The sequence below is a fragment of the Burkholderia sp. MS389 genome, from assembly GCF_016899425.1.
Classification (GTDB): domain Bacteria; phylum Pseudomonadota; class Gammaproteobacteria; order Burkholderiales; family Burkholderiaceae; genus Burkholderia; species Burkholderia sola.
In genome coordinates this window covers 1,981,674-1,993,758 of the sequence record NZ_CP045994.1, presented here as the reverse complement: position 1 = coordinate 1,993,758, position 12,085 = coordinate 1,981,674, and the positions used below count along the sequence as shown (strand labels likewise).

The 12,085-nt window shown below is 67.7% G+C and carries 12 protein-coding genes and 1 pseudogene; 8 read left to right on the top strand and 5 right to left on the bottom strand.

Annotated features, from left to right (window positions below; all coding sequences use genetic code 11):
- Window positions 1-12: 12 nt before the first annotated feature.
- Window positions 13-1,038, top strand: a complete 1,026-nt coding sequence (locus tag GJG85_RS09175) for a pentapeptide repeat-containing protein (protein ID WP_050015557.1) — start codon at window positions 13-15, stop codon at window positions 1,036-1,038.
- A 243-nt stretch (window positions 1,039-1,281) separates the two neighbouring features.
- On the opposite strand, the pseudogene GJG85_RS34960 reads toward GJG85_RS09175, so the two are convergent.
- A pseudogene (locus GJG85_RS34960) lies at window positions 1,282-1,545 on the bottom strand (hypothetical protein); the annotation flags it as partial.
- A gap of 5 nt (window positions 1,546-1,550) precedes the next feature.
- Here GJG85_RS34960 and rimO point away from each other — a divergent pair.
- The 4 genes from rimO (at window position 1,551) to GJG85_RS09155 (ending at window position 5,799) form a co-directional block, all read left to right on the top strand.
- A complete protein-coding gene (gene rimO, locus GJG85_RS09170) occupies window positions 1,551-2,912 on the top strand; it encodes a 30S ribosomal protein S12 methylthiotransferase RimO (protein WP_050015555.1) in 1,362 nt (453 codons plus the stop codon).
- A gap of 3 nt (window positions 2,913-2,915) precedes the next feature.
- On the top strand, window positions 2,916-3,842 hold the full coding sequence (locus GJG85_RS09165; RefSeq protein ID WP_050015553.1) for a sugar kinase: 927 nt from the start codon (window positions 2,916-2,918) through the stop codon (window positions 3,840-3,842).
- A 119-nt stretch (window positions 3,843-3,961) separates the two neighbouring features.
- Window positions 3,962-4,504, top strand: coding sequence for a hypothetical protein (locus GJG85_RS09160; RefSeq protein ID WP_050015551.1), 543 nt, complete (start codon window positions 3,962-3,964; stop codon window positions 4,502-4,504).
- Between the two features lie 113 nt (window positions 4,505-4,617).
- Window positions 4,618-5,799: a cystathionine beta-lyase gene (locus GJG85_RS09155; protein WP_050015549.1), complete on the top strand. Its 1,182-nt coding sequence runs from the start codon at window positions 4,618-4,620 to the stop codon at window positions 5,797-5,799.
- 87 nt (window positions 5,800-5,886) lie between these two features.
- On the opposite strand, the gene serB is transcribed toward GJG85_RS09155, so the two are convergent.
- Both serB and GJG85_RS09145 read right to left on the bottom strand, forming a co-directional pair.
- Entirely contained in the window at window positions 5,887-6,732 is an 846-nt protein-coding gene (serB, locus tag GJG85_RS09150; protein WP_050015547.1) for a phosphoserine phosphatase SerB, read from the bottom strand.
- Window positions 6,733-6,901: 169 nt separating this feature from the next.
- The gene (locus GJG85_RS09145; RefSeq protein ID WP_204383265.1) at window positions 6,902-7,852 is read right to left on the bottom strand and encodes a LysR family transcriptional regulator; all 951 of its coding nucleotides are present in this window, start codon (window positions 7,850-7,852) and stop codon (window positions 6,902-6,904) included.
- Between the two features lie 124 nt (window positions 7,853-7,976).
- Between GJG85_RS09145 and GJG85_RS09140 the strand changes: the two genes are divergently transcribed.
- The 3 genes from GJG85_RS09140 to GJG85_RS09130 all read left to right on the top strand — a co-directional run bounded on the left by GJG85_RS09140 (window position 7,977) and on the right by GJG85_RS09130 (window position 10,406).
- Complete coding sequence (locus tag GJG85_RS09140) at window positions 7,977-8,993, top strand: zinc-binding alcohol dehydrogenase family protein (protein ID WP_050015543.1); 1,017 nt, start codon at window positions 7,977-7,979, stop codon at window positions 8,991-8,993.
- Window positions 8,994-9,156: 163 nt separating this feature from the next.
- The gene (locus GJG85_RS09135; RefSeq protein WP_050015570.1) at window positions 9,157-9,708 is read left to right on the top strand and encodes a DUF6013 family protein; all 552 of its coding nucleotides are present in this window, start codon (window positions 9,157-9,159) and stop codon (window positions 9,706-9,708) included.
- A gap of 224 nt (window positions 9,709-9,932) precedes the next feature.
- Window positions 9,933-10,406: a PliI family lysozyme inhibitor of I-type lysozyme gene (locus GJG85_RS09130; RefSeq protein ID WP_124640172.1), complete on the top strand. Its 474-nt coding sequence runs from the start codon at window positions 9,933-9,935 to the stop codon at window positions 10,404-10,406.
- A 34-nt stretch (window positions 10,407-10,440) separates the two neighbouring features.
- Here GJG85_RS09130 and fetB read toward each other — a convergent pair whose 3' ends face one another.
- Complete coding sequence (gene fetB / locus GJG85_RS09125; protein WP_089488475.1) at window positions 10,441-11,244, bottom strand: iron export ABC transporter permease subunit FetB; 804 nt, start codon at window positions 11,242-11,244, stop codon at window positions 10,441-10,443.
- Complete coding sequence (locus tag GJG85_RS09120; RefSeq protein WP_089488474.1) at window positions 11,241-11,942, bottom strand: ATP-binding cassette domain-containing protein; 702 nt, start codon at window positions 11,940-11,942, stop codon at window positions 11,241-11,243. Before GJG85_RS09120 ends, fetB begins: the two co-directional genes overlap by 4 nt.
- Window positions 11,943-12,085: the final 143 nt, after the last annotated feature.

Sequence of the window (12,085 nt, the reverse complement as noted above, 5' to 3'; positions counted from 1 at the left end):
CGGAGAAATTGCATGTTGACGAACGACACCGACGTGCGGGAATTGCGCGATCGATGGAAAATCGGGAAGTACAAAGAACTGCTCGACGCAATCAAGGAAGCGTTGCCAGAGGATGAATGGGTGCCTTTGTGCGACTCCCTGCCACATATGCTGGATGGCTCGCCGACGATCGACCTGCGCGGGGCGCCGTTGCCGGGCGGCAAACTCGAGAACCTGGACCTGAGCTACAGCCATCTCGGCTTTGCTGTGTTCGATGCCTCGCAGTTCGAGGAAGTAGGGTTTCAACACGCGATCCTGGACGGTGTCTCTTTCAAGGAATGCGGGTTTCATTTGGCACAGATGCTGCCTGTCTACGGAAACGGTGCTGATTTTCGCCATGCTCGATTCCGGCAATCGTTCATCGAGTATGCCAAGTTGAGCAATAGCGATCTCTCCGGCGTGACGCTGTCCGACAGCAGTTTGAATTTTTCGGAGCTCATCGAATGCAATTTTTCCGGCATGCTCGCTGAGCAGAGCGAATGGCGCTGGAACACGACGACGCGATGCGCTTTCGTGGCGGCCCGTTTCGTCGAGTGCAGACTGACGGCAACCCGGCTCGATGGCGCACGGCTGATCGATGCCACGTTCGAGAATTGCGATCTGAGCGGTGTTGACTTCAGGGGCGCGGACCTGACGGGTGTGCGCTTTCTTGGTGGCACATTCGGTGACGTGCTGCAGGGTGAGACGACCTACCGGACTCGGTTCGACGATATACCGGAAGCCCGCCGTGCGGTTGCCGCGGGCAGTGCGGAGAATGGGCGCGCCATCGAATGGTGTCCCGTTGTGATCGGTTCGAGCGAGCCTGCCCAGAAGGTCGCCTCGTCGAGACTGAAGGGCCGGCCCGGCGACGTGGTACCGCAGAGTGGATGGTGGACTAGCCCGGCACTCGGGAGTGAACAGGGGCGGCGCTATTTTAAGGAGGGGGAGAAATTTCCCGACATCAAGTCGACGAATTGGGGACTCGTGATCTGGAGTTACAACCCCGCTGATCAGGGTTGAGCCCTGACGCGGGGCCTGACGCGAGCGGAGCAGCCGCGCACGAAAGATCTTGTCGATTTCGCGCGGAGCCATGCCCTGACGACTGCACCGACACCCATAGACATCAAACCGCTGAAGGTTCGGTTAGGTTGCGGTCTCTCTGCTCGTACTGCCGGAACGTGCGCAACCCCACGCCGAGCAGCTTCGCGAAAGGCCCAGGCTGGATTTCGCGCGCGCGACCGACGCCACTGTCGGCTCTACCCCATGCGGATCTCCTCTGACGCGGATCGGCGCGCGCCACGTCCCCGCGATCCAGCTCTGGCAGTGCCGGCGGGTCGCCGCCTTCACGCGCTTGCTCTTCGTGTCCGATTCCCCGAAGTGATAGGGTCATATAAAACTCCATCTCGTTGTCGGCCCCCAGCGGGCAGCGTGCTCGAACTGCCGATGGGTGCTGCCGCCAACCGCTCATTTTGGCTCGCTGGACCCTAAATCGCTGTAAACTCACGCTTTTGCTGCCACGCCCCCCATTCCAGATGTCCCAATCCCCCAAAGTAGGGTTCGTATCCCTCGGGTGCCCGAAGGCGCTCGTCGATTCCGAACAAATCATCACGCAGCTGCGCGCCGAAGGTTATGAAATCTCCGGCAGCTACGACGGCGCCGACCTCGTCGTCGTGAACACCTGCGGCTTCATCGACGAAGCCGTGCAGGAAAGCCTCGACGCGATCGGCGAAGCGCTGACCGAGAACGGCAAGGTGATCGTCACCGGCTGCCTCGGCGCGAAGTCGAGCGCGAGCGGCTCGAACCTGATCGAGGAAGTCCACCCGAAGGTGCTCGCCGTCACCGGCCCCCACGCGGTGGGCGAGGTGATGCAGGCCGTGCATTCGCACCTGCCGAAGCCGCACGACCCGTTCGTCGATCTCGTGCCCGCGGCCGGCATCAAGCTCACGCCGCGTCACTACGCGTACCTGAAGATCTCCGAAGGCTGCAACCACCGTTGCACGTTCTGCATCATCCCGTCGATGCGCGGCGACCTCGTGTCGCGGCCGGTCGCCGAAGTGATGCTGGAAGCCGAGAACCTGTTCAAGTCGGGCGTGAAGGAACTGCTCGTGATCTCGCAGGACACGAGCGCATACGGCGTCGACGTGAAGTACCGCACCGGCTTCTGGAACGGCAAGCCGATCAAGACGCGGATGACCGACCTGGTCGCCGCGCTCGGCGAACTCGCCGCGCAGTACGGCGCGTGGGTGCGCCTGCACTACGTGTATCCGTATCCGAGCGTCGACGAGGTGATCCCGCTGATGGCCGAAGGCCCGTTCAAGGGCCACGTGCTGCCGTATCTCGACGTGCCGTTCCAGCACGCGCATCCGGACGTGCTGAAGCGCATGAAGCGGCCGGCGAACGCCGAGAAGGTGCTCGAGCGCGTGCAGAAGTGGCGCGAGATCTGCCCGGACCTGACGATCCGCAGCACCTTCATCGCCGGCTTCCCCGGCGAGACGGAAGCACAGTTCGAAACGCTGCTCGACTTCATCCGCGAAGCGGAACTCGATCGCGTCGGCTGTTTCGCGTATTCGCCGGTCGAAGGCGCGACCGCGAACGACCTGGATGGCGCGCTGCCGGACGAGGTTCGCGAGGAACGTCGCGCGCGTTTCATGGAAGTGGCGGAGGAAGTGTCGGCGAAGCGCATGCAGCGCAAGGTCGGCAAGACGCTCAAGGTGTTGATCGACGAAGTCAGCGCGGAAGGCGGCATCGGCCGTACGGCAGCCGATGCGCCGGAGATCGACGGCGTCGTCTACGTCGAGCCGGCGGCGAAGGCATCGAAGCGCTACAAGGTCGGCGATTTCGTGTCCGTGAAGATCACGGGCGCCGACGGCCACGATCTGTGGGGCGAGGTGTAAGCGATGGCCGCCGCATTCCCGGAGATCCTCGCGCTCGGCGAGGCGATGATCGAATTCAACCAGTCGCAGCCGGGGCGTCCTGAATTCCTGCAGGGCTTCGGCGGCGACACGTCGAACTTCTGCATCGCGGCGGCGCGCCAGCGCGCATCGACGGGCTTCGTGTCGGCGATCGGCGACGATCCGTTCGGCCGCCTGCTGGCCGACATGTGGGCGTCGGAGCAGGTCGACACGACGTACGTGCGGATCGACCGCTCGGCACCGACCGGCGTGTATTTCGTCACGCACGGCGCCGACGGCCATCAGTTCGACTATCTGCGCGCGGGGTCGGCGGCGAGCCGCTACGCGACGGCCGACCTGCCGCTCGACGCGCTCGCGGCCGCGAAGGCCGTGCACCTGTCGGGCATCAGTCTCGCGATCAGCACGGCCGCGTGCGACGCGGCGTTCGCGGCGATCGACCATGCGCGTCGCAGCGGCGCGAAGGTCAGCTTCGACACGAACCTGCGCCTGAAGCTGTGGCCGCTGCCGCGTGCCCGTGCGGTGATGCGCGAGGCGCTGCGGCAGACGGACATCTGCCTGCCGAGCTGGGACGACGTCACGGCGCTCACGGGCGCGAACGATCGCGACGCGATCGTCGACGCGATGCTCGAACACGGGCCGCAGGTCGTCGCGTTGAAACTCGGCAAGGAAGGCGCGTATGTCGCGACGCCGCACGAACGGCGCGTCGTGCCGGGCTTCGCGGTCGAGGCCGTCGACGCGACCGGCGCGGGCGACTGTTTCGGCGGCGCGTTCGTCGCGCGGATCGTCGCGGGCGACGATCCGTTCGCGGCCGCGCGTTATGCGAACGCGGCGGCGGCGCTGTCGACGACCGGTTACGGTGCGGTCGCGCCGATTCCGCATCGCGACGCGGTGGAACGCCTGATGCAGGGCTGACGCGACACGCGCCTGCCCGCGCATTCGCGGCGCAGGCTTGCGTGGTCATGCAGGAACCGGGTCGCGGCCCGGCACGGTCCGCGATGGTCGGGCGAATCTGAAGCAAGGAGTAACACAAGGTGGGTCGATATTCGGAATGGCAACGGGCGCTCGTCGTCGCGGGTGCGCTGGCAGCGGGCATCGCGATGCCGACGGTGGTCGCCGCGCAGGCGGTCGCACCGGCCGTGCAGCAGGATGAACCGGCGCCCGCGCGGCCGCTGAAGCCGAATCCCGAGTTCGCCGGCCTGCCGCGCTACGAAGGCACGCTCGGCGATCGGCCGATCGTCGTGCATCTCGGCCCGAAGACGGACGAGGAAGGCGTGCACGGCGAATACCAGTTCGCCGACACGGGCGAAGTCGTGCTGCTCGCGGGCGACCGGGACGGCGATACGCTCGAGATCGAAGAGTCGAACGACGGCACGAACATCACCGGCGTGTGGATCGGCCGCTTCGACGCGACGGGCGACCTGAAGGCCGACCGGATGAACTCGGACGAATCGGACCCGCAGCCGGTCGTGCTGCATCTGGCGCCGGGCAAGCGCGCGGCGCTGCAGGTGCGCGACGGCCGGGTGCAGGAAATCGAGACGGTGGGCGGCGTCGTCAACCTGCGTACCGACGACTGAGCACGTGCTGGCTCGGTGCGCGCGGCGCGCATTGTACCGGGCCAAGCGCGCCGATTTTGGCTACTCTAACGACATATTCCGCAACCGAACGGCCTCGTGCCCGGCCCCCAGTCATGACTGCATCCACTCCCAAGCGCGCGCTGCAAACCCGCATCGTTCAACCCGACGACGTCATTCCGGAAGGCTTCCGTTCGTTCGTGCCGCCGGTCGCGCGCGCGTCGACGGTCGTGTTCCCCGATCTCGCGACGATGCGCGCGCTGGTCTGGCACGACGACAACCAGTGGCGCTACGGGCTGCACGCGACGCCGACGTCGCTCGCGCTCGCGCAGCGGCTCGCCGAGATCGAAGGCGGCACGCATGCGCTGCTGCAACCGTCGGGCCTCGCGGCGATCATGAACGTCTACTTCGGGATCGTGAAAGCGGGCGACGACGTGCTGATTCCGCATAACGTGTACGGCCCGAACGCCGATTTCGGCAACTGGCTCGCGAACGATTTCGGCATCACCGTGCGCGGTTACGATCCGTTGATCGGCGCCGGCATCGCCGAGCTGATCCAGCCGAACACGCGACTGATCTGGCTCGAGGCGCCGGGCTCGGTGACGATGGAGGTGCCCGACGTGCAGGCGATCGCGGCCGCCGCGAAGGCGCGCGGCATCGTCACCGCGATCGACAACACCTTTTCGGCGGGGCTCGCGTTCAAGCCGTTCGCGCATGGCGTCGACATTTCGGTGCAGGCGCTGACCAAGTATCAGTCGGGCGGCAGCGACGTGCTGATGGGCGCGACGATCACCGCGAATGCGGAACTGCACGCGAAGCTGAAGCTCGCGCGGATGCGCTGCGGGATCGGCGTATCGGTCGACGATTGCTCGCTCGTGCTGCGCAGCCTGCCGAGCATGCAGGTGCGCTTCGATGCGCACAGCAAGAGCGCGCTCGCGCTCGCGCAGTGGCTGAAGGCGCGGCCGGAGATCGCGACGGTGCTGCACCCGCAGATCGCCGACTGCCCGGGGCATGCGTCGTTCATGCGCGATTTCACGGGCGCGGGCGGGCTGTTCTCGGTGGTGTTCGACGCACGCTACAGCGCGGAGCAGATCGACCGTTTCGTCGAGTCGCTCGAGCTGTTCGCGATCGGCTGGAGCTGGGGCGGCGCGTGCAGCCTCGCGATGCCTTACGACGTCGCGTCGATGCGCCCGGACTGGCCGCATCGCGGCACGCTGGTGCGTTTCTACGTCGGTCTGGAAGACGAAGCGGATTTGCGCGCCGACATCGAGCGGGCGATGCAGGCCACGCTCGGCTGATTGCGCGCCGGCAACGTCCGGCAGAAAAGCGAAACGCCGGCGCGATATCGCATCGCGCCGGCGTTTTTCATTGACGGTGCCGCGGGATCAGAACAGGCGCAGCAGCCCGTCGAGGCCGACATGGTCGAATGCGACGGTGGCCGCATCGCGCACGACGGGCTTCGCGTGGAACGCGACCGACAGCCCGGCTTCGGCCATCATCTTCAGGTCGTTCGACCCGTCGCCCATCGCGATCGCGCGGCTCGGCTCGAGGCCGAGCGACGCGCACGTGTCGCGCAGCAGGCGCGCCTTCACGTCGGCGTTGACGATCTCGCCGAGCACCTTGCCGGTCAGCTTGCCGTCGACGATCTCGAGCGTGTTCGCATGCGCGTAGTCGAGGCCGAGGCGGGCTTTCAGCCGCTCGGTGAAGAACGTGAAGCCGCCCGACACGAGCAGCGTCTTCAGGCCGGCGGCCTTCACGCCGGCCAGCATCGTCTCGGCGCCCGGCGACAGTTGCAGCCGTTCTTCGTACACGCGCTCGAGTGCGTGCGCGTCGAGCCCGGCCAGCAGCGCGACGCGGCGCGTGAGGCTTTCGTTGAAATCGCGGATCTCGCCGCGCATCGCCGCTTCGGTGATCTCCGCGACCTGCGTTTTCAGCCCGCAGAAATCGGCGATCTCGTCGATGCATTCGATCGTGATCAGCGTCGAATCCATGTCCATCACCGCGAGCCCGAAATCGCCGAGCGTGCGGCCGGCCTCGACGAAGCCGAAGTCGAGCGCATGCGTGCCGCAGTACGCGTCGATGTCGAGGCGTTGCGCCGGGCTCGCGTTTTCGATGCGCAGCGCGTGATCGTCGGTCTGCACGACGCGGGTGCCGCGCGACAGCGCGAGCAGCGGTTTGTGATGGGCGTCCGACAGCGGCGCAAGACTCTGGATGACGAGATTGTGGGTCATGACGAGTGGTTGGGAAGCGAATGAATGACGTGCGCGGCCCACGGGTGGCCGCCTGCGCGCGCGGGCCCCGTGCGGCTGCGGGCCCGTGCGTCGCGAACGCGCCATTGTAGCCGGTTGGTCGCGCGTGGCGGCCGGTGCCGGCGCGAAACCGGGCGCGGTACGGCGGCGGTCACCCGTTTGCGCGATCCCAGTACGGCGGATCGCCGAAATGCTCGGCCAGGAACGCGATGAACGCGAGCGTTTTCAGCGGCACGTGGGCGCGGCTCGGATAGACGGCCCAGATCGCGACGTCGTCCGCGAACGGATAGTCGTCGAGCACGGTGACGAGCGCGCCGTTCGCGAGCAGCGGGCCGACGTCCCAGGTCGATTTGATCGCGATCCCGAAGCCGTCGACGAGCGCTTCGCGGATCGCCTCGCCGTTGCTCGCGACGAGCCGGCCGCCGACCCGCACCGTGAGCGGGCCCTGCGGCGTCGCGAACGACCAGTCGCGCTGGTCGCCGAGGATCACGCACTCGTGCTGCGTCAGATCGGCCGGGTGCCGCGGCATGCCGCGTTCGGCGAGATAGGCGGGCGAGCAGCACAGCACGCGGCGGTTGGTGGCGAGCTTGCGGGCGACGAGCGTCGAATCCTTCAGTGCGCCGAGGCGGATCGCGACGTCGTAGCCGTCGTCGACCAGATCGACGATCTCGTCGGACAGGCGCAAATCGAGCGACACGGACGGGTAGCGGCGCAGGAACGCCGGGATCACCGGCGCGACGTGCTGGCGGCCGAACGACGACGACATCGACACCTTCAGCCGCCCGTACGGCTCGCTGCGGCCGCGGCCGACCGACGCGCGCGCGGCGTCGGCCGCCGCGAGCAGCGCGTCGGCGCGCGCCATGAAGATTTCGCCGTCCTGCGTGAGGCTGATGCGGCGCGTGGTGCGGTGCAGCAGCCGCGCGCCGAGCTGGCGTTCGAGCTGGGCGATGCGCGCGCTCGCGACCGCGGCCGACACGCCGAATTCGCGACCGGCCGCGCTGACGTTCGCGAGCAGCGCCGCGCGCACGAACAGCGCGACGTCGAGCAGGTCGAGCGGCTTGTCGGGCGCGGGAATGGGAGCAGGCGTCGGATCAGACGACATTATTCTGAAATTCCTGAAAATGTTTCAGGAAATATAGCGGTTTTCTCGAATGATCGGGTTGCCTACGATGGCACGCATGGAGGTTGCGCCGCAGCCTGCCGGATCCCCTGAAAGGAGTATCGAGATGAAAGCCGTTGGATTGACCCGTTATCTGCCGATCGACGACCCGCAAGCGTTGCTCGACGTCGAACTGCCGCAGCCCGTGCCGGGCCCGCGCGACCTGCTCGTGAGAGTCGATGCGATTTCCGTGAACCCGGTCGACACCAAGGTGCGTGCGCCGAAGCCGCAGGTCGAGGAGACGCCGCGCGTGCTCGGCTGGGATGCGGCCGGCACGGTCGTCGCGGTCGGCGCCGACGTCACGCTGTTCCGGCCCGGCGACGAAGTGTTCTACGCGGGCAGCATCACGCGGCCCGGCGCGAACAGCGAATTCCACGCGGTCGACGAGCGGATCGCCGCGCTGAAGCCGCGCACGCTCGACTTCGCGGCGGCGGCCGCGCTGCCGCTCACCGCGCTGACCGCGTGGGAAGCGCTGTTCGACCGGTTGCGCGTGTCGCCGCAGGGCGCGGACGCCGGCAAGTCCGTGTTGATCATCGGCGGCGCGGGCGGCGTGGGCTCGATCGCGATCCAGCTCGCGAAGACGCTCGGCAAGCTGCACGTGATCGCGACCGCGTCGCGGCCGGCATCGGCCGAATGGGTGCGCACGCTCGGCGCGGATGCGGTGGTCGACCATTTCGGCGATTTGCCGGCGCAATTGCGCGAGGCCGGGCATCCGAGCGTCGACTACGTGCTGATCTTCAACGATACCGACCATCATTTCCCGGCCGCGGCGGAAGTCATCCGGCCGCAGGGCGGCATTTGCACGATCGTCGAGAACGCGAAGCCGGTGCCGGTCGAATTGCTGAAGGCGAAGAGCGCCGCGTTTCACTGGGAGTTCATGTTCACGCGCGCGATGTTCGAGACGCCGGACATGATCGAGCAGCACAAGATCCTGAGCGAGGTCGCGCGGCTCGTCGACGGCGGCACGCTGCGTACGACGCTCGGCGAACGGCTCGGCGCGATCAATGCCGAGAACGTGCGGCGCGCGCACCGGATGCTCGAGGGCGGGCGCGCGATCGGCAAGCTCGTGCTGAGCGGCTTCTGAGCCGGCAGCGCGCGCCAATAAGGTGACGGCGCCGCGAACGCAAGCGGGGTAACACCCGATGCGTTCGCGGCGCATTGCATCGCGCTTGGCGGTAGACTGGCAACGCATCATGCATCTAAAACCGCGCGGCACGCGCGTGCCGCCGCATGACAAGGAGGTCAGCATGAGCCAACGCAGCTTGTCGGTCGCCGCATCGTGGTCGGTCGTGTTCGCGGCGGTGTGCGCCAGCGCGAGCGTATTCGCGGCGCCGCCGGTCAAGGGCAGCCTGAAGGGCGGCGGGACGGGGCAACTCGAATACACCGTCAAGGTCGACTCGAAGACCTTCGGCAATACGCAGGAGACCCGCAAGATCCGCTCGGGCGAGACGGACGATTTCAACTGGAAGTCGGTGCCGCCGAGCGGCGCGGTCGCGATGCCGGACGGCTGCCCGAACGCCGACAACCTGCCGCGCGACGCGAACGGCGCGATGGTGCGGCAGACCCAGGTGCGGCTCGCGCCGTCGGTCGACGCGAAGGGTGTCGCGAACGTGCAGTTGAGCTTCCAGGCGGCCGCGCCGAAGGGCACGCGCAGCGTGACGGCCGGCGGCAAGTCGCTGCAGTGTCCGGACGTCGTGTCGGTGAGCCAGGTGAAGTGGGTGTCGCTGCCGACCAACGGCGGGTCGAAGGCCGTGACGATGAGCGACGGCACCAAGGTGACGGTGTCGATCAAGCATTGAGCGGCGCGCGTGGGCCGGCGTTTCGTCCGGTGCGCGCGCAACCGGTTCGATTGGCGGAACGAGCAGGGCGGCACGCGAGCAGATCGCGCCGCGTCGCCGTTGCCATGCGTTTCCTCAACCTGCTTCGCGGTACGGCGCGCCGACCGTGCAACGGCGATGCGTGACGTCATGCGGATGTCACGTTATGCTCGCCCGCATTCTTTCCTTTCCGTCACGACACCACGATGAAACTTCGAATGCGTGCGCTGCTGTCCGCCATTGCGTTCGTCGCCGCGCACGCTCATGCGGCCGACGAGTGCAGTTTCGTGAAGAAGGTAGAGCTGCCGTCGCGACAGCAGGTGGCGGTGGTATCCAGCGGCGCACTCGAAGCGTGCTCGACCGGCAGCTACGCGGTGCGCGTGTATTCGACCGCGCATGCCGCCCCGGGCTTCGATACCGACGATTACGTGACCGGCACGTTGCACGCGCGCGACGGCACGGTCGCCGATGCGTACACGGCCGACCTCGGCGCACGCGCGCCGCAGGCGCTCGTCGTGACCACGCGCTCGGCCGGCAGCGGCGGCTACGTCGGCGCGCAGGCGTATGTGACGACGCCGCGTGCGGTGCGGCTCGTCGCATCGGTCGACGGGCTCGCGCCCGACGCGGATATCGCGGCCGCCCTTCGGCAGGCAATCGGCAAGCGACGCGGCGCGCACTGATCGCGCCGATCGCACGATGTGCCGCCGCCGCGCGTCAGTGCGTTCGCTCTTCGAGCCGCGACGCGAGAAAGCGGTGATCGGCCGAGAACAGCCGGCGATAGGTCATCAGCACCGCGCCGACGGTGCCGAGCGCGGACGCCGCGGCAATCAGGAACATGATCACGATCTGGTAGCGCACGGCCTGCAGCGGCGACTGGCCGGCCAGCACCTGGCCCGTCATCATCCCCGGCAGGCTCACGACGCCGACCACCGCCATCTGGTTCAGCGTCGGCAGCATGCCGGCGCGCACGGCCTGGCGCGCGGCGTGCTGCGCGGCTTCCCAGCGCGTCGCGCCCAGCGCGAGCGCGGTCTCGACGCGATCGCGGCGCGCGGTGAGTTCTTCCATCATCCGCTCGACGCCGAGCGACACGCCCGTCAGCGTATTGCCGAGAATCATCCCGAGAATCGGGATCGCGTATTGCGGCGCGAACCACGGATGGATGCGGATCACGACGAACAGCCCGACCACCGCGACGAACCAGCTGCTGAACCAGATCGACGCGATGCTGTCGATCCGCTGGCCGCGGTATGTGCGCTTGCCGCGCCCCGCGCCGGCGAACCCGGCGATCAGCGTCATCAGCGCGGTGAGCGGCAGCACGACGTACCAGTGCGGATGGCCGAACACCCAGCCGAGCACGTAGCCGATCGCGAGCAATTGCACGACGGTGCGTACCGCCGCGAGCGCGAGCTTGCGGCCGAGGCCAAGCGACAGCGCCGCCGAGATCGCGCCGTTGACGGCGACGAGCGCGGCCGCGATGCCGACGTCGACGAGGCTCAAGTCCTGCAAGGTGGGGCTCATTGCGCGGCCTCCGTCGGGTCGGCCGCGTGCAGCACGCCCGCCTGCATCACGAGCCGCATCGTGCCGATCCGCGCGGCCTGGGCCGGATCGTGCGAGATCCACATGTACGCGCGGGCGTCGGGCGCCGCGTCGAACCACGCGCCGACGAGCGCTTCGATGGCGCGCGCCGATTCGGGATCGAGCGCGGAGGTCGGCTCGTCGAGCAGCAGCACGTCGGGATCGAGCTGGAGCACGCGCAGCAGCGCGGTGATCTGCGCTTCGCCGCCGGACAGGTCGCTTGCGCGCTGGTCGAGAAAATCGGCGCCGCGGCCGGCCTGCGCGGCGAGTGCTTCTGCGCGGGCGCGATCGAACGCGACGTCGCGATAGATCGCGAGCGAGTACGGGTAGCGCAACTGCGATTCGACGGTGCCGTCCATCTGCGCGGGGCGCTGGCGGACATAGGCGATGCTGCGCCGATAGCGCGGAATCGCGCTGCGCCGGATCCGGCGGCCGCGCCACAGGAGGTGGCCGCCGTCGAGCGGATCGAGCAGCGCGAGCGCGCGCAGCAGCACGCTCTTGCCCGACCCGGATGGTCCGGTGATAGCAATTCGCGATCCCGCGGCGAGGCTGAAATCGGTCGGAGCGAGCAGCGTCTTGCCGCTGCGGGCGTCGCGCCGCGTGATGTGCTGCGCGTCGATGAGGCCGGTGGGGGAGGTCATGTCACAAATGAAAAAAAGCGTTAATGGCGCCGAAAGGCCGCCATGTCGTGCGCCATAATACCCATTGAAAAGCCGCCGTTGTCGTGCGCCGTTCGTCCACGCAAGCGGCCCGGCATCGTGCGGCAACGCTTCAGAACAACAAC